Source organism: Acidovorax sp. WCS2018Noco2-16 (assembly GCF_031843945.1).
Classification (GTDB): Bacteria; Pseudomonadota; Gammaproteobacteria; order Burkholderiales; family Burkholderiaceae_C; genus Paracidovorax.
In genome coordinates this window covers 241,070-256,484 of sequence record NZ_JAVTJJ010000004.1, presented here as the reverse complement: position 1 = coordinate 256,484, position 15,415 = coordinate 241,070, and the positions used below count along the sequence as shown (strand labels likewise).

Sequence of the window (15,415 nt, the reverse complement as noted above, 5' to 3'; positions counted from 1 at the left end):
GTGCGGCAGGCAGTACGTCGAGAAGGGCGGAAAGGGCATGAACGGTAGACAGAGCATTGCGAAGAGGCGCGGAGCCGCATTCTCACCAGCCCAGCGCGGCAATCCACCATGGCAGGGGCATTTATCGGCATTGGCTGACAGCGGTCGAGGCTGGGTTCCGGCCTGCTGGGGCCGCCTTGCATCCAACAATGCGCCCACTGCACCGCTTCCACGCCGGCTTTCAACGATGCTTTCCGGCAACGTGCCGCGCGGGTGTTCCACCATGACGCAATCTCCGCCCTATCTGCCGCCCCGGCCTGACGCCAACGGCACCATCCATATCGTGGTGCCCTTGCGCCCGGGCGCCGACCTCGACCAGTTGCGTGCCAGGCTCGACGCCGTGCCTGCGCTCAAGCAACGCGCCGTGCGCTGGCACGTGCCCAAGGCAAGGGCGGACATCGTCCAACTGTCCCAAGAGGCCGCACGCAGTGCCAAGGCCGACGGTGGCCTGGTGGTGGCAGCCGGCGGCGACGGCACCATCAATGCAGTGGCCACCGCGGCGTGGGCGCAGGGCGTGCCGATGGGCGTGCTGCCCATGGGTACCTTCAACTATTTCGCACGCGACCAGTCACTGTCTCTGGACCCGCAAGAGGCCGTGCAGGACGTATTGACCGCGCTGGACGGCGGCGACATGCGCCCGGTGAGCGTGGGTTTCGTCAACGACCGCATGTTCCTCGTCAACGCCAGCGTCGGCCTGTACCCGCGTTTGCTGGACAACCGCGAGCGCGCGTCTCGCCGCTTTGGCCGCACGCGCTGGGTGGCCATTTTGTCTTCGATGTGGAGCGTGCTGCGCGGCGGTGCCTCGCGCCGCTGGCGCGTATCGGTGCGGCCCGATGCCAACGCGCCGTTGCAGCAGCAGGAGCATCTGGTTTCCACGCTGTTCGTGGGCAACAACCATCTGCAACTCGAACGGGTGGGCATTCCGGAGGCCCGCGAAGTCGCCGAGGGCGACCACCTGGCTGTGGTGGTGCTCAAGCCGCAAGAGGGCGATGCATCCCCGGCCAGCATGCTGTGGAACGCCGTGCGGGGCAAGCTGGGCGAGGACGAATCGGTCAGCAGCATTGCCTGTACCGAGATGATCGTGGAGCCCGCCAGCTGGAAGCCGCACCGCGTGAAGGTTGCGTTCGACGGCGAACGCGAATGGATGGCTCCGCCCATCAATTTCCGCGTGGGCGATCGGCCGCTGTGGCTGGTGGCGCCCACCGCCACCGTCAAAAGCGACGACCCCGCACCCGCCGCCCAGGCGGAAGAAGCGCCGGCCGTGCCTGCCGTGGGCCTTGCGCCCGTTTAACGAACCAACAACCGCCATGACCCGCAAAGGCCGAACCACCGCATGAGTGTGCTGCTGCATCTGTCCGATCTGCATTTTGGAGCCCATGACCCCATGGTGTGCGACGCCGTCGCGCGCCTGACCGCACGGCTGGGCGTGCGCGTGCTCGTCGTGTCGGGTGACCTGACACAGCGGGCCACGCCGGAAGAGTTCGAGCAGGCACACCGCTTTTTGTCGGCACTGCCCACCGAGCATTGCCTGGTGCTGCCCGGCAATCACGATGTGCCGCTGTTCGCGTGGTGGGAACGCCTGGGCGGCCGTGCCTACTACCGGTACGCCCGGTGGTGGGGCGATGACCTGGAGCCTGTCTGCGATGCCGACGGCTTCGTGGTCATCGGGGTGAACACCACGCGGTGGTGGCGCCATCAGCGCGGCAGCCTGTCCGTCAAGCAGATCGACGCGGTGGCCGAGCGCCTGTCGGCCTCCCGGCCAGACGCCTGGCATGTCGTGGCCAGCCACCACCCGCTGGTCGCTACGCACCCGCAAGACCGCAGCCATCGCCCACACCGCTGCGAGCGGGCCTTGACACGCTGGAGCGCCGCCGGGGCGCAGTTGCTGCTGTCGGGGCATGCGCACGAGCCCGGGCTGATCGAGCCGATCACCGGCCTTTGGTCGGCGCAGGCGGGCACCGCGGTGTCGGTGCGGCTGCGGTCCAACGCACCCAACAGCCTCATCACGCTGGAGCGCTTGCCATCGCCCTCCGGTACCGGCGACCAGCGCTGGCTGACCCGCTGGGACTACGTGCGCGACGCGGGAGAGTTTCTGCCCGTGGGGCGCCATGACCTGACGAGCCCCTCGATTCTGGCAACCACCCCTGTCGCTGAGCTGGCCCGCCATTCAGTTGCGCCTTCGCCGGTCGCAAGCAGCCTTTAACTCACATCGACCAGATACGCGGACGTTGCGCTGGCAGCTGCCACAGCGCCACGCGCCAGGCCGCCCACACGCGCTGCAGCAGCGCCATGGCCGGCTCCACCACCGGTGCCAGCACGCGCACCACCACCACGCGGTCGTTGGGGCAGGTGGCGCCGGCGGTGGCCACCAGTGGGTCGGCGTCGATCACCGCACGGGCGCTGTCCAGCGCCGTCTCGCGCCGCTCGCGCGTGAGCGGAGTGCCCGTCACGAAGAATAGCGAGGCCATGCAGCGGTGGCCCGCCAGGCCCAGGCGGCCGTCCATCAGCAGCGCGTCGCTGGCATCGACCCGGCCGCGTTCCAGCCACAGCCCGGGCACTTCGATGTGCTGCTGAAACCGCCCTTGCGTGAACGGCTTGTCGGCATGCGGCAAGCCGAAGGCCGTCACGTCCAGCCCGAACATCTCTGCGCCGGGCGCCACCTCCATGGTCAGCCGGTTTTCGGCCTGGCAGCCGTCGTAGCACAGCGCCTCCAGCGGCAGCCATTCCAGCCGCGCGCCAGGTTCCAGCACGGCATGCGTGCGCTGCAGTGCCAGCTCGCCCAATGAGCGGTAAAAGCGCGTGGCGCCGGGCGTGGTGACCAGCCCGTGCGCGCCGCCGCCCACGCGCAGGGCAATGTCTAGCACGTCGCCGCCCACCAACCCGCCGGGCGGGTGCACCAGCACGTTGTGGCAGACCGTGTCGCCTTCGGGGTACAGGCTTTGCAGGATGCGCAGCGGTCCGCTGTGCTCGAAGCGGGCGACGGTGCGGTCCTGTTCGCGGCGGTAGTCCAGTTGCAGGCGGGCAAGCCAGGTCATGCGTATTGCTATCGAATAGTGAGCGACTAGCGCATGATATACGGGCGCTGGAGGCCCATTTGACTTAAAAACCGCGCCGACCTCAGCGCCAGCCCGTGTGGGGTCAGGCTTTCCACGCGCCTACGTGCGATGCCGAGGCTTCTTCGATCAGCGCCGGGCCGATGCAGTCAATGCGGTGCGCCGACGCGGCAAACACGTCGCGGCACGACAGTTCCGCGTCGCGCTGGTCGAGCCGCTCGCCCCGAAAGTGCCGCAACCGCTGCGCGTCGATGCCGTACACCACCCGCCCGATGTTGGCCCAGAAGATGGCGCCCGCGCACATTACGCAAGGCTCGCCGGATGAATACAGCGTGGCTTGCGCAAATGCTTCGCGGCCATGCTGCGGGCTGGCGATGCGCACGGCCGAGGTTTCGGCGTGCGCAGTGCAGTCGCCGGTTTCGCCATTGGCGTTCCACGCCTCGGCCAGCAGCAGGCCGTCGGCGCCGACGATCACTGCCCCGAACGGCCGGTTGCCGCGCGCGCGGGCCTTGTCCGCCAGCGCGATGGCCTGGCGCAGGTACAGGCCGTCGCGCTCGTCCAGCGGCACCTCTGCGGGCAAGGCCTCTGATGCGATGGGCTGGGCGCTCATGCCGACACCTTGCGGTCGGCAGCGGCAGGTAGAAAGCCGGGGTTGAACACGCGTTCAGGCGCCGGCTTGCGGGCCAGGTTGAACACGGCGGCCACTTCGTCCACCTGGCTGCTGAGGACGCCGGGCTGTACGGCGCCCAGGCCGATGGCCTGGGTTTCGGCCGTCAGCAGGTACTGCCGGGTGATGGCCCAGCGATCGCGCTCCACGTCCATGTTCAGAATGGGCTCGCGCGCCTTGATGGCGGCAAACGCGGCTTCGGGGGCGGCCAGGGTCTCGCGCAGTGCGCGGTTGCTGGCGCGCAAAAAGGCACGGGCGGCTTCGGGCTTGTCTTGCAGCAGCTTGCCGGCCAGCAGCGCGTTGCCGTACAGCTGCAGGCCGGCCTTGCCGTATTCCAGCACTGCTAGGTCCTTGGGCGGAATGCGCGCAAACAGCGACACGGCCGAATCGTGGAAGTACGTTGCCGCATCCACATCGCCACGCACCATGACGTTGTCGCGCGCGCTGAAGTCGGTGGTCACCCAATCGAACAGCTCGGGCGGGGTCTTGAGCGAGCGTGCCACCATCGGCCAGCAGCGGCGCGTGGCCTCCACGGCAGCGGCGGCCACCTTCTTTCCCTTGAGCGACTGGAAGTCGTCGGTGATGCCCCGATCACGCCGGCCGATGATGACGAAGGGCGCGCGGTTGTAGTACTGGTAGATGGCCTGCACGGCCGTGTCGGGGTTCTGTGCATGGAATTCCACCAGCGAGCTGATGTCACCCAGGCCCAGGTCATATGCGCCACTGGCCACGCGGGTGATGGACGCGACCGAGCCGGCGCCCACGTCGATGCTCACGTTGAGACCCTCGTCGCGGTAGTAGCCCTTGGCATGCGCCAGGAAGAAGGGCGACGTCTGGCTGGTCACGCGGAAGTCGAGCGTGAACTTCAGCGGTGTCAGGTTGCCCTGCGCATGCACGGCGGGCGCGTGGAGCATCGCCAGCGGCGCAGCCACGGAAGCGGCGGTGGCAAGGGTGGTGGAGAGAAATTGGCGTCGTTGCATGGCAGGGCTCTCGGTTCGGTCGGGGGCCGGCGCGCGCGGAAATGCTCCGTGCGCGGTCGGTCGAACTGAGCAATTTCCGGGCGCCATCGGGTTGAAGAAACCGGTTGCGCTGAACGCTTCTACTCGGCAGACGTCATTGCATGAAGCGTGCCTGCGAATGACTTGGCCCGCCTTGCCCGGCGCGCGAAGAAAAAGCGCTTTGCCGGTGCGCTGTGCACTGTGTGTGCATCGCCGTGCATTGCGCTGGTGCGCTCTGGCGCCGTCATGGAGCGTTTGGAGGCTGCGTGGCCGCGGTTTCGCTGGCCTGTGAATTGCTTGCCACCACGGCAAGAGTAGAAGCGTTCAGTTCGTTTGGCTCCGCCCCTGCAGCGGAGCCAGCCGGCGGGTCATTGCTCTTGAAGCCGGCGCGTGCCGGGCGGTGTGCGTGGCGCCTTCATCGGCGTGCGCAACGCTGCCAGCCGCGCCATGTTCCTTCAAGAGCCCATGGCGCTGCGCCCTTCAGCAAAGGCATGCCGCGCTGGTGCCACGGGCCTTGTGGATTGACCCATGACGAGGACCACCATGCCCATTCTTTCTGACGCCAACCGCCCCCAAGACCCATCTGCCTTGCAAGCACCGATCTACGAGCCCTCCAACGCCCAGGACGTGATCGCCGAGCTGGAAAAAGAGGGCCGCATGGGCGGCCTGGGCCGCGAGACCACCGAGCGCGAAGTGCGCTGCATCGACATCTCCGACTTCGAGCAGCGCAAGGAAGAGATTGCCGAAGCGCTGTGGAGCGCATCGGTCGATATCGGCTTCTTCCAGGTCACCGGCCACGGCATTGCGCTGGACGACATTGGCGCCGCATTCGAACGCGCCGAACGCTTCTTTGCGCTGCCTGCGGAGACCAAGGCGCAGTGGCCGCTGGCACGCAATGCCGGCTGGGAACACAAGGCGCAGATTCGCCCTTCGACCCGCACGCCCGACCAGAAAGAGTCGTACCAGATGACCCGCCCGCGCATGGCGGGCCTGTGGCCCAGCGAGGCCGAACTGCCCGGCTTTCAAGAGGCCACGCTGCGCTTTGAGGCGCAGTGCTGGAGCGTGGCCATGCGCCTGTTGTCGTGCTTTGCGTACAAGCTGGGCTTTGCGCCCGACTTCTTCACCCGCGCGCATAACCCCGCCAGCACCGGCTACCAGAGCACGCTGCGCATGCTGCATTACTTCGCCGTGGACCCGGCGCTGAAAGACGACCTGGGCCTGTGGCGCGCCGGCGCGCACACCGACTTCGACTGCCTCACATTGCTGTTTCAGCGCGCAGGGCAGGGCGGCTTGCAGGTGCTGCCCGGCAAGGAAATGGAAGGCCGCGCGTGGACGCCGGTGCAGCCGGCCGAAGGCGTCATCACCTGCAACATCGGCGACATGCTCACACGCTGGAGCGACGACCAGCTGCCCAGCAACTTCCACCGCGTGCGCAACCCCCTGCCGCACGAATACCAGGGCGCGCGCTACAGCCTGGCCTTCTTCGCGCAGGCCGATGAAGACGCAGTGATCGAAGGGCCGGGCCGCAAGCACCCGCCCATCACCGGTGCCGAATATTTGCGCCAGCGCATCAGCGCCAATTTCTCTAACCGATATTGATTTTGAGTCAAATAGGCCTCCAGCGCTTGATAGATAAGCGCTGGTAGCTATCAATTTGATAGTTTTTGGGTGGGTGTGCCCAGCCACGGCGCCAGCCAGCCCAGGCCATCGCGCGTGGCGTGGGGTGCGCTGCCGCGCGCAGGCCGGTACTCGCACCCGATCCAGCCGTCGTAGCCCAGCTGGTCCAACAACTCGAACAGATAGGGGTAGTGCACCTCGCCCACGTCCGGCTCATGCCGCTCGGGCACGCCAGCGATCTGGATGTGGCCGACGCGGCCCGTGGGCACGTACTGACGAATGCGCGAGGCCAGATCGCCTTCGACAATCTGGCAGTGGTACAGGTCCATCTGCACTGCGACGTTCGGCGCGCCGATCTCTGCCAACAGCGCGTGCGCATCGCTCTGGTGGTTCAGAAAGAACCCCGGCATGTCGCGCGGGTTGATCGGTTCCAGCAACAGTTGCACGCCTTGCGCGGCGGCCAGCGCTGCCGCGTTGCGCAGGTTAGCGACGTAGGTGGCACGCAGTTCCGCGGCGTGTGCCCCTGGCGGCACCAGGCCGGCCATGACGTGGATGCGGGGGCAGGCCAGCGCCTGGGCATAGGTGAGTGCCTTGCGAATGCCTTGAACGAACTCCGCCTCCCGCCCCGGCAGGCAGGCGATGCCGCGCTCGTCCGCGTTCCAGTCGCCCGGGGGTGCGTTGAAAAGCACCTGCTGCAGCCCGTGCTGGCGCAATAGCGCGGCCAGCTGCTCGGGCGCATGGTCGTACGGAAACAGGTACTCCACTGCCTCAAAACCGTCTCGCGCGGCCGCTTCGAAGCGGTCGAGGAAAGGTACTTCGTTGTAGAGCAGCGAGAGGTTGGCGGCGAAGCGGGGCATGGCGGGTGACTCGAGTGGCTGAGGGCAGCCCGCAATCTAAGGCATGCAGCCGAGCGTGCCTGCCGAGGATGGGTTCTCTGTCACTCCCGTGTGCGCTGCCCGGTCGCCGCTGTCAGGGCGCGTCCCAAGCCGTTTCGAGCAGCGCCAGGTCCGTGGCCAGCGCATTGCGGCGCCCGTCGCCGCCGATCCTGATGTGCGCCATGGAACTGTGGGCGAACTGCAATGCCGAAGACATGCACAGCGAACTCATCACCAGCGTGCCGACGGCCAGGTTCTCGATGATCTGGAACGTGGGCATGACGAGGCGCCCTGAATCCGTGAAGCCGATCTTCAGCTGCGTGCGGTAGGCCCCAGCGCGCATGCCCGACAGCTCGATGTAGCCGGTGGCCATGGGCACCTGCCAATCGCCTTCGGCAAAGGTGTCGATGCCCGGCAGCAAAGCGGCGCGGACGAGGCGCACCTTGGTGGTCACGTAGTTTTCCCAGTCTGGTTGAAATGCGTGAGCCTTTTGGACGCCGGCGGCCCAGGAGGCAGAAGCGGGATGGGGCATGAAGAAGATGAAATGAGAGAAGGCCACCCCCGGCAGCCGCAACGCCGGGATGGCTGGATGTGGACGGACCCTTATCGTGCGCCCGACCCTTTGCTCCTTTGTAGGACGCGGCCGGTAATCTGTGGTGCACCTTTGCGTGCGCCGGCCTCGAAAGGTCCTGCGGCGATGGCCTGCTTCAGCGCCGCCGCCAGCGGACAGCCCGTGCTTTACCTTCCGGCGGTCAGGCGGCCCAGGGCGTTGGCCCGCTACGGCACTTGCAGCAGGTTACCGGCTCATCACCATTGCACCCAGATCAGCAAGAACAGCAAAGCCATCACCAGCGTGACGACGATCACGAACCGGTGGTTGCGATAGTGGTGGCGACTGCGTTCAGGTGCCCCTGCGCTGCTGCCGGCAGAGGCGGCTTGGTGGTTCGGTTCGGGCGATTGGGGGGAAGACGTGGTGTGGGGAGAGCGTCCCGTCATGGTGGACTCCTTTGGTGAAGCTTGCATTTGGTTCAGGTGGCAGTTCAACTGGCAGGTCAGCGGGCCAGCCAGCTGGCGCCGCTCATGGGCACGGGCGCATCTACCGGACGGCCGGCCGCGCGCTCGAACTCGACCGGGTCGTGCGCGCTCAGTACCTGGATCTCCGCGGCATGGCGGGCCGCCAGGGCGCGCAGCCGCGCCTGGTTGGACAGGCGCGAGGCGCGGTCTTTCTCCATCAGCGTCTGGTACATGCGCAGCCCAGGGGTGCACCACGGCGACTCGGCATCCATTTCGCGGTGATGGAAATACGCATCGCCGGCCATCAGCACCCATCCCGATTCAGCGCGCACCGCAACGCCCGCATGGCCCAGGGTGTGGCCCGCCAGTGGCACCAGCAGCACATCGTCCGGCAGGCCGTGCAGCCCTCTGACGCAGTTGAAGCCATGCCAGTCGTCGCCTTGCGTGCCGTCGTAGACCCGCCACCGCCCGCGGCTGCTCCATTGCTGAGGCCGGTAGCGCTGCCGGTCCAGCCAGGTTCGCTGCGCCGAAGCGGTGTCGCGCTCGCGCCGCAGGAGGTGGATGGACGCCTTTGGAAAGTCGTCCAAACCGCCCGCGTGGTCGAAGTCCAGGTGCGTCAGCACGATGTGGCGCACCTCGTTGCAGCTGAAACCCAGGCGCTCTATCTGGCCTGCGGCGGTCATTTCTTCGCGCAGGTCGGGCGACATCAGCCACAGGAACAGGCTGCTCAGGCGGCGCTCTGGGTGGCGCACGTCCTGCAAGCCATAGCCCGTGTCCACCAGGGTCAGGCCGGCATCGGTTTCCAGCAGCAGGCAGTGGCAGCACAAGCAGCCCCGCTGCCATATCGAGGGAACCCTTCCGTCCATGAGCCGCCCTCCGAGGGGGCAGGCGCTGACGCAGTTGAGATGGTGAACCTTGACCATGGCCTCTCGCTTGCCGCGGCGCTACGCGGATCAGGCTGCACGCCGCAGGTGAGCGTCCTGGCGCGTCAGTTCGGTCCCCGGTGTCCACGCATAGGTGGCCGACACAGCCTGCGACGGCGAGCCCGCAGCGTTCACGGCGTCGCGGTACCACTGCGAAGACGCTCCTTCATTTGCGGTGTTTACGAAACGGGTGCCATCCTTGCGCATGCCCGTTTCCTGCTCGACCACCCGGGTGAGGTAGTCGCGCTGGCTGCGGAACTCGATGAAGCGCGGCAGGGAGCCGTCGCCCAGCACCTCCGCAGGGTCGCGGCGCTCAATGTCCTTGAACAGCTGCAGGGCGACCTGGAAGTGGCCCAGTTCGTAGTCCAGGAAGCGCTCCCAGATGGCGCGCACGCGCGGGTTGCTCTCCTGCATCGCGCAGCCGGCGTAGTTCCACACCTCGCATGCCTCGGAAATCAGCAGTTTCTCCAGAATCGATTCGTTCGGGTTCAGCATGGAGCCGTAGTGTGTGATGTGCTGCGATTCCACCGAAGCGATCTCGGCATACAGTTGCCGCGCCAGCGGGTCGGCAAACACGGGGCCGATGTTCATGTAGTAGTCGTGCGTCTGGTATTCGCCCCCGGTGAGCGTCAGCGCATGCAGTTTGGTCGCCAGCACCGCATCGGGGCCGTACGGCTCGAGCAGGTCGTGCTCGGGGGCGCGGTGGTGGAACCAGGTTTCGCGCGCAGGCACGATGTCGGTATAGCCCTGCGTGATGTTGTTGGGGTCCTTGCCCTCCAGGCGGTCCAGCAGCGCGCTATAGCGGTAGAGATGGTCGAAGTCTTCCAGCAGCGCATACCGGTAGCCCTGCGACAGGTAAGGGTCTGGCTCCAGCTGCGCGACCGAGGCCGTGACCTCAATGGCCGTCTGTTCGTAGCCGATGGTGGTTTCCAGCGGCGAGTGGTCTGCGCCGAGCAGCCAGTTGATGGTGGTGGCCTGGTGCTGCTCGACCCGCATCAGCTGCGCCAGGGCGACGCGGGCCGATGCGTTCATGCGCAGGGCGACCTGCTTGGTGCGCAGCGAGTCCAGCTCGACACCGTTCATCAGGATGATGCGCACGCGCGTGAAGGCGTCGTCATCGAGTTTGCTGATGGGTCTGCCGACCATGTCTTTCCAGCTCAGGCGTTGGCGGTCCAGAGCCATGCCCCGGTCTTGGAAGAGGTTGAGAGTCATGCGGTTCTCCTTGAGTGCGGGTCAGAGGGCAGGTCAGAGTGCGGGCGAGGTGTCTTCCGCCAGGAGCAGGGCGCTGTGCCACCCGCGGATGATCAGCAGGTGTTGTGCCTCTTGCGCCAGGGCGTGGGCGAAACGCTCGGACAGCGCTTCCTTTCCTGCCCGGGTGGCGAGCTGGATCAGCAGTTCCCAGCCGGCGTTGTCAACGAGTTCGATCGTCAGGATCGCGTTGAGCGACTGTCCAAAGGTGGTGCGCGGATCGGTCACCACCTGCACGATGCCTGCCGAGGCGGTGCCAATGACGTCGGCTGCCGGCGTTTGCGCGGTCGGGTCGCCGCCCAGCTGCTGCATCACCTCGCTCAGCATGTGGAAGTGCTCCAGCTCTTCGGAGCGGATGCGCTCCAGCGTTTCGCCAGGCTCTTCGCTGTCGAGCTCTAGCGCGGCGACTGCGCCGCCCTGGCCGTCGCCTGCGGCTTGCAGCGACTGCGCCGCCTTGGGCAACACGATGCCTGCCTCCGCAAGCGCCATGTACTTGACGATCAGCGCGTCGTACAACCTAACGCCGCTGCGCTCGAAAGCCATGCGCTCACCGACCTTGTCCATCAGCAGCTCCGGGCGCTCGCCCATCAGCTGAGCCATGCCGGTCTTGACGGTGCCTATGAGGGACGCTGGTCGCGGGATGGAGCCCAGAGCCTGCGACTCGGCAACGTAGAACAGGCGCTCCTGGTCGGCGGCGCTCGTATCGATCTCGGTCGGCGGGCTGAAAGACTGCACGGCTTGCGCCATGGCCTGCGCGCGGTCAGGATTCGCTGCAATGCCTGTCTTGTTCATTCCGGTGGTGGTGGGTTCCATGGGGGCTCCTGGTCTCGTGGGTGGTTCGGTGGTGCTGGGTCCTGTTCGCGCAGCGCTGCAATGCGTAGGGGTGGTGGGCCGCTACGGGGCCGGCTTTTGGGCGTTTACCGAAGCCGGATCGTTCGCCGACGGGGTGCCGCCGCGGGGGGTGCTGTCTGCCATGGGAGATCTCCTGCCGGGTTAACGCTGAAAGCGGTGCGCGGAAGCTGCTGCGTCACGGCCCAATTTCTTCCCATGGCTGTGCAGGGGTTGTGAGTGCAGGACTACGCGGCCGTAGGACGGGGCAAGTTGATGGGCAGCTGTAGCGCGCAGCCGGCGTGCACCAAACAGGCTGGGTACGCCAATACCTGCGCGCGGCCAGCCGCATGCTTTCAGGGCTTGTCGAGCAATGGAGCGTGACGACGGCGCAACGTCTGACAGCGCAGCCGGCCACGCCAGATCAGTGGCAGCCTTCTGGATGCGCGGATTTGACGCAGTCCACACGCCGAGACTGGCCCCTGGCCCGCGCAAACCCGCAAGCCGTGGCGCGAGCGGGTAGGTGGCGTGAGGAGCATGTCGGCTGCGGGGGCCGCGATCTGCATTGCCCCGCCGTGCGCAGGCCTGAGCGCTTGGTTCGGTCGCTGCGCGCTCCACCCGGGAGTTACCGGCCACGCGGCTTCAGAGGCCGGCGGGCCCCTGTGCGCATGCGCCCGTGCGCCCAGGGGGCATTCCCAGTTCTCGCCCGCCCCGCTGGGGCCGGTTCAAGGTTTCGGACGGCTCTCCGTGCTGCCCCTCTTCGCTCGGGATTCGCAGAACCCATGCGCTAGCGCGAGCCCGAGTGCGAATGCGGCATACACGCCCACCAGGGCGGATCGCGACAGATGATGCTCGAAACCTGGGGTGAAGCGTTCCGGCGTGCATTTGAAGTCCACCAGACAGGCGACGGCGCTGGTCGCGGCAGCGCCTGCTACCAGCGCCGCGGGGGTGGCGGACTTCGTTCGGCCGCGCACCGCCAGCGCATGCAGCGCAGCCCAACCAAGCGCAGCGCCATGGTGGATGGCATAGCCCAATAGGGTGTGGCGCACGCTCAGTCCTTTGGCGCGTAGCGCGGGCTTGCCCCACCACCAGTGGCTGACGGCATTCACCGGCGCCGTGATGCTGCGCTTTTCGCGGTGTCCCGTCCAGCCAAGCACCACTGCCGACAGCACGCTGGCCAGCGTGCCCGCCAGGGCGGCTTCGCTCCAGAGCCGTCGGTGCGGGCGCGCGTCATTCTTCAGGGGGGAGTTGGTCGGCATGTTGTCTCCACTGGGACGATCGGCGCTCCAGTCTGGGCGAGCAATGGCTGACGCGGTTGTAGGCAAACTTCCGACGCCGTGGCCGGCCAACGATCTTGTAGCTTGCATTCGTGTGGAACCTGACCGACAAGCGCTGTGGGTGCTCTCGTCAGCCGATTGCCACCCCTGCCGGCACACTCCGGTGTCTGTAGAACCTCACTCCCAACGGTGCTGCATGGAATACCTGTTGCTCAAGTGGCTGCACATCCTCTCTTCCACCCTCTTGTTCGGTACCGGCATCGGGTCGGCGTTCTACCTGCTCGTGACGGTGTCCACGCGCGACGTGCGGCTCATGGCGCATGTGGCCCGGTGGGTGGTGCGGGCCGACTGGATGTTTACCGCGACGACCGCCATCGCTCAACCAGTGACCGGTTTCTGGCTCGTCCATCTGATGGGCCTGCCGTGGCGTACGGGCTGGGTGGCGTGGTCGCTGGCGCTCTATGCGCTGGCGATGGCTTGCTGGCTGCCGGTCGTGTGGATCCAGATGCGGCTGCGTGATCTGGCTCAACAGGCTGCCGACACAGGGTCACGCCTCACACCGCAGTTCTGGCGGCTGTTTTGGACCTGGGTCGTGCTGGGCGTTCCGGCACTGTTCGCCTTCCTGGCGATTTTCTGGCTCATGGTGGCGAAGCCCGCACTCTAGGGACTCGTCTTTGCTCCATGGGCTCGTCTTTATCAAGGCACCCAGAAGCTGGCGTGTGGCGCGAGAAGTTCTGCACGCAACGCGGCCACCGGTCCCACGACCTCCACCTGGCGCTGGCCGCTGGCGAACACGGTGCGGCAGGGCAGTGCCAGCGTGGGGTTCTGTGCGTTGTCTCCCGTCAGCTTCAGCAGGTCGGTCTCTGCAACGCCATACAGCACGCGCCCAATGCCGGCCCAGTAGATCGTGCCGGCGCACATGGCACAGGGCTCGAAGGTGGTGACCAGCGTGCACTGCGCCAGGTAGGCGCCGGGGTAGTTCGCAGCTGCCGTGCGCGCCAAGGTCGATTCGGCGTGATTCACCGTGTCGAGGTTGCCCTGCTCGGCCAGCACGGTCTCACCGTCGGGTGCGACCAACAGCGCGCCGAAGGGGTGGCGGCCCATGGCTTGGGCACGGCGGGCGACGGTGTGGGCACGACGCAGCAGGTAGGCGGCGCGCTCCGCCGTGTACGGCTCGGACACCTCGACGGCCGCGTCGTCCGGGGCTTTGGCGGGCCCGCTCATTCCCCTTGCGAGCCCCGGTGCGCCCAGCCTGTGGTGTGCTTTTCCAGCACGTTGAACAGCTCGTACATCACCATCGCCATGGCGCCCACCACCATCAGTCCGGCGAAGGCCAGGCCCATCTGCATGGACGAGCCTGCCGAGATCAGCAGATAGCCGATGCCTTCGTTGGCGGCGGTCATTTCACTGACCGTGGTGCCCACGAAGGCCAGCGTGATGGCGACCTTCAGCGAGCCGTAGAAGTACGGCAGCGACCGCGGCATACCGACTTTGACCAGCACGTCCCAGCGCTTGGCGCCCAGCACGCGCAGCACGTCTTCCAGTTCGGGCTCCAGCGTGGCGAGGCCCGTGGCGATGTTCACCATGATCGGAAAGAAGCTGATGAGGAACGCGGTGAGGATCGCCGGCCCGGCACCGATGCCGAACCACACCACGAGGATGGGCACGAAGGCCGCCTTCGGCAGCGCGTTGAACGCGGTCATCAGCGGGTAGACGGCGGCATAGGCCAAGCGTGATGAGCCGATCAGAAAGCCCAGCAGCACGCCCACCACGATGGCGATGCCAAAGCCGGCCATGGTCACCCAGAAGGTGCGCCAGGCGTGGCCGGCGATGATCCATTTGAATTCGACGAACTGGTTCCAGATGGCGAGCGGGCTGGGGAAGATGAATTCCGACACGCCAAAGCCCGAGCAGATGACCTGCCACAGCACGATGACGGCAAACAGCAGCACCCACGGCGACCAGCGCTCGACCTGCTTACGGTGTTGAATGGTCATGGTCATTGCGTGATCTCCCCGCTGGGCTTGCGCAGCGCGCCGATGTGGCCGCGCAGCTCCAGCACGATGTCGGTGAATTCTTTGGTATAGGTCAGTTCCAACTCGCGCGGGCGGGCGAATTCGATGTCTCGTTTGACGACGAATCGACCCGGGCTCTTGCTCATCACGTACACGGTGTCGGCCAGAAAGACGCTCTCGCGCAGGTCGTGCGTGACGAGGATGACGTTGAACTTCTGCTCGGCCTGCAGGTCGCGCAAGATGCACCACAGCTCTTCACGTGTGAAGGCGTCCAGCGCGCCGAAGGGCTCGTCCAGCAGCAGCATCTTGGGTTCGTGGATCAGCGCGCGGCAGATGCTGGCGCGCTGTTGCATGCCGCCTGACAGCTGCCACGGGAACTTGTCTTCATAGCCGCCCAGGCCTACCTTCTGCAGCAGCGCGCGCGCGCGGACTTCGTATTCCTTGCGGCGGGACTTGAACTGGCTGCGGTGCGGCTCGACGATTTCCAGCGGCAGCAGCACGTTGTCGACCGTGGTGCGCCAAGGCAAAAGCGATGGCGCCTGAAACGCCATGCCCGAGATCTTGAGCGGCCCGGTGACCGGTCCGCCGTCGATGCGGATCTTGCCGCTGGACGGCATGCGCAGGCCGGTGGCGAGCTTCATGAAGGTGGATTTGCCGCAGCCCGACGGGCCGACGATGGCGATGAATTCGCCCTGCCGCACCTGCAGGTTGATGGCTTCCACGGCGAAGTGGTTCTGCGCGAGCAGCTCGTCGTTGTAGGCGAGCCAGACGTCACGGAAGTCCACGAAATAGGAGTCTTCGGCCTGCATGGGTTTTTAGATGAAATTGGCCTCTAGCGCTTGATAAATAAGCGCTGGTAGC

General features: G+C 66.5%; 17 protein-coding genes. 4 read left to right on the top strand and 13 right to left on the bottom strand.

Translation table 11 applies throughout. The features are described from left to right. Positions 1 to 262 precede the first annotated feature (262 nt). On the top strand, positions 263 to 1,330 hold the full coding sequence (locus tag RQI28_RS12205) for a diacylglycerol kinase family protein (RefSeq protein WP_311222861.1): 1,068 nt from the start codon (positions 263 to 265) through the stop codon (positions 1,328 to 1,330). 42 nt (positions 1,331 to 1,372) lie between these two features. Further along, the gene (locus RQI28_RS12200; protein ID WP_311222860.1) at positions 1,373 to 2,242 is read left to right on the top strand and encodes a metallophosphoesterase; all 870 of its coding nucleotides are present in this window, start codon (positions 1,373 to 1,375) and stop codon (positions 2,240 to 2,242) included. 1 nt (position 2,243) lies between these two features. On the opposite strand, the gene RQI28_RS12195 is transcribed toward RQI28_RS12200, so the two are convergent. From RQI28_RS12195 to RQI28_RS12185, 3 genes are all read right to left on the bottom strand, one after another. Continuing rightward, positions 2,244 to 3,074: an urease accessory protein UreD gene (locus RQI28_RS12195; protein WP_311222859.1), complete on the bottom strand. Its 831-nt coding sequence runs from the start codon at positions 3,072 to 3,074 to the stop codon at positions 2,244 to 2,246. 103 nt (positions 3,075 to 3,177) lie between these two features. Further along, positions 3,178 to 3,702: a nucleoside deaminase gene (locus tag RQI28_RS12190; RefSeq protein ID WP_311222858.1), complete on the bottom strand. Its 525-nt coding sequence runs from the start codon at positions 3,700 to 3,702 to the stop codon at positions 3,178 to 3,180. Continuing rightward, complete coding sequence (locus RQI28_RS12185; protein ID WP_311222857.1) at positions 3,699 to 4,739, bottom strand: ABC transporter substrate-binding protein; 1,041 nt, start codon at positions 4,737 to 4,739, stop codon at positions 3,699 to 3,701. The genes RQI28_RS12190 and RQI28_RS12185 overlap by 4 nt, the downstream gene beginning before the upstream one ends. Before the next feature lie 675 nt (positions 4,740 to 5,414). On the opposite strand from RQI28_RS12185, the gene RQI28_RS12180 reads away from it, so the two are divergent. After that, positions 5,415 to 6,356, top strand: coding sequence for a 2OG-Fe(II) oxygenase family protein (locus RQI28_RS12180; protein ID WP_311222889.1), 942 nt, complete (start codon positions 5,415 to 5,417; stop codon positions 6,354 to 6,356). Between the two features lie 50 nt (positions 6,357 to 6,406). On the opposite strand, the gene otnI is transcribed toward RQI28_RS12180, so the two are convergent. The 7 genes from otnI to RQI28_RS12145 form a co-directional block, all read right to left on the bottom strand. Then, positions 6,407 to 7,231: a 2-oxo-tetronate isomerase gene (gene otnI, locus RQI28_RS12175; protein ID WP_311222856.1), complete on the bottom strand. Its 825-nt coding sequence runs from the start codon at positions 7,229 to 7,231 to the stop codon at positions 6,407 to 6,409. A gap of 112 nt (positions 7,232 to 7,343) precedes the next feature. Then, complete coding sequence (locus RQI28_RS12170; protein WP_311222855.1) at positions 7,344 to 7,703, bottom strand: hypothetical protein; 360 nt, start codon at positions 7,701 to 7,703, stop codon at positions 7,344 to 7,346. Positions 7,704 to 8,056: 353 nt separating this feature from the next. Then, on the bottom strand, positions 8,057 to 8,245 hold the full coding sequence (locus RQI28_RS12165; RefSeq protein ID WP_311222854.1) for a hypothetical protein: 189 nt from the start codon (positions 8,243 to 8,245) through the stop codon (positions 8,057 to 8,059). A gap of 56 nt (positions 8,246 to 8,301) precedes the next feature. Continuing rightward, positions 8,302 to 9,186, bottom strand: coding sequence for an MBL fold metallo-hydrolase (locus RQI28_RS12160; RefSeq protein WP_311222853.1), 885 nt, complete (start codon positions 9,184 to 9,186; stop codon positions 8,302 to 8,304). A gap of 30 nt (positions 9,187 to 9,216) precedes the next feature. Continuing rightward, entirely contained in the window at positions 9,217 to 10,398 is a 1,182-nt protein-coding gene (locus RQI28_RS12155; protein WP_311222852.1) for a hypothetical protein, read from the bottom strand. 33 nt (positions 10,399 to 10,431) lie between these two features. After that, positions 10,432 to 11,247 (bottom strand): ferritin-like domain-containing protein, encoded by an 816-nt coding sequence (locus RQI28_RS12150; protein WP_311222851.1) that lies wholly within the window; start codon positions 11,245 to 11,247, stop codon positions 10,432 to 10,434. A gap of 740 nt (positions 11,248 to 11,987) precedes the next feature. Then, positions 11,988 to 12,521 (bottom strand): hypothetical protein, encoded by a 534-nt coding sequence (locus tag RQI28_RS12145; RefSeq protein ID WP_311222850.1) that lies wholly within the window; start codon positions 12,519 to 12,521, stop codon positions 11,988 to 11,990. A 214-nt stretch (positions 12,522 to 12,735) separates the two neighbouring features. Here RQI28_RS12145 and RQI28_RS12140 point away from each other — a divergent pair, with 214 nt between their 5' ends. Next, positions 12,736 to 13,203 carry a DUF2269 domain-containing protein gene (locus tag RQI28_RS12140; protein ID WP_311222849.1) on the top strand — a complete coding sequence of 156 codons (468 nt, stop codon included), beginning with the start codon at positions 12,736 to 12,738 and terminating at the stop codon, positions 13,201 to 13,203. Positions 13,204 to 13,235: 32 nt separating this feature from the next. Here RQI28_RS12140 and RQI28_RS12135 read toward each other — a convergent pair whose 3' ends face one another. The 3 genes from RQI28_RS12135 to RQI28_RS12125 are packed head-to-tail and all read right to left on the bottom strand — an operon-like array spanning position 13,236 to position 15,363. Continuing rightward, positions 13,236 to 13,763 (bottom strand): nucleoside deaminase, encoded by a 528-nt coding sequence (locus tag RQI28_RS12135; RefSeq protein ID WP_311222848.1) that lies wholly within the window; start codon positions 13,761 to 13,763, stop codon positions 13,236 to 13,238. After that, a complete protein-coding gene (locus tag RQI28_RS12130) occupies positions 13,760 to 14,536 on the bottom strand; it encodes an ABC transporter permease (protein ID WP_311222847.1) in 777 nt (258 codons plus the stop codon). The genes RQI28_RS12135 and RQI28_RS12130 overlap by 4 nt, the downstream gene beginning before the upstream one ends. A 2-nt stretch (positions 14,537 to 14,538) precedes the next feature. Next, positions 14,539 to 15,363 carry an ABC transporter ATP-binding protein gene (locus tag RQI28_RS12125; RefSeq protein ID WP_311222846.1) on the bottom strand — a complete coding sequence of 275 codons (825 nt, stop codon included), beginning with the start codon at positions 15,361 to 15,363 and terminating at the stop codon, positions 14,539 to 14,541. Between the last annotated feature and the right edge of the window lie 52 nt (positions 15,364 to 15,415).

What these genes read in the sequence shown, in the direction of transcription:
- RQI28_RS12155 (WP_311222852.1), bottom strand. Translation starts at nt 10,398, where the DNA reads ATGACTCTCAACCTCTTCCAAGACCGGGGCATGGCTCTGGACCGCCAA.
- RQI28_RS12180 (WP_311222889.1), top strand. Translation starts at nt 5,415, where the DNA reads ATGGGCGGCCTGGGCCGCGAGACCACCGAGCGCGAAGTGCGCTGCATC.
- otnI (WP_311222856.1), bottom strand. Translation starts at nt 7,231, where the DNA reads ATGCCCCGCTTCGCCGCCAACCTCTCGCTGCTCTACAACGAAGTACCT.
- RQI28_RS12195 (WP_311222859.1), bottom strand. Translation starts at nt 3,074, where the DNA reads ATGACCTGGCTTGCCCGCCTGCAACTGGACTACCGCCGCGAACAGGAC.
- RQI28_RS12185 (WP_311222857.1), bottom strand. Translation starts at nt 4,739, where the DNA reads ATGCAACGACGCCAATTTCTCTCCACCACCCTTGCCACCGCCGCTTCC.
- RQI28_RS12130 (WP_311222847.1), bottom strand. Translation starts at nt 14,536, where the DNA reads ATGACCATTCAACACCGTAAGCAGGTCGAGCGCTGGTCGCCGTGGGTG.
- RQI28_RS12160 (WP_311222853.1), bottom strand. Translation starts at nt 9,186, where the DNA reads ATGGTCAAGGTTCACCATCTCAACTGCGTCAGCGCCTGCCCCCTCGGA.
- RQI28_RS12135 (WP_311222848.1), bottom strand. Translation starts at nt 13,763, where the DNA reads ATGAGCGGGCCCGCCAAAGCCCCGGACGACGCGGCCGTCGAGGTGTCC.
- RQI28_RS12205 (WP_311222861.1), top strand. Translation starts at nt 263, where the DNA reads ATGACGCAATCTCCGCCCTATCTGCCGCCCCGGCCTGACGCCAACGGC.
- RQI28_RS12165 (WP_311222854.1), bottom strand. Translation starts at nt 8,245, where the DNA reads ATGACGGGACGCTCTCCCCACACCACGTCTTCCCCCCAATCGCCCGAA.
- RQI28_RS12200 (WP_311222860.1), top strand. Translation starts at nt 1,373, where the DNA reads ATGAGTGTGCTGCTGCATCTGTCCGATCTGCATTTTGGAGCCCATGAC.
- RQI28_RS12125 (WP_311222846.1), bottom strand. Translation starts at nt 15,363, where the DNA reads ATGCAGGCCGAAGACTCCTATTTCGTGGACTTCCGTGACGTCTGGCTC.
- RQI28_RS12190 (WP_311222858.1), bottom strand. Translation starts at nt 3,702, where the DNA reads ATGAGCGCCCAGCCCATCGCATCAGAGGCCTTGCCCGCAGAGGTGCCG.
- RQI28_RS12150 (WP_311222851.1), bottom strand. Translation starts at nt 11,247, where the DNA reads ATGGAACCCACCACCACCGGAATGAACAAGACAGGCATTGCAGCGAAT.
- RQI28_RS12140 (WP_311222849.1), top strand. Translation starts at nt 12,736, where the DNA reads ATGGAATACCTGTTGCTCAAGTGGCTGCACATCCTCTCTTCCACCCTC.
- RQI28_RS12145 (WP_311222850.1), bottom strand. Translation starts at nt 12,521, where the DNA reads ATGCCGACCAACTCCCCCCTGAAGAATGACGCGCGCCCGCACCGACGG.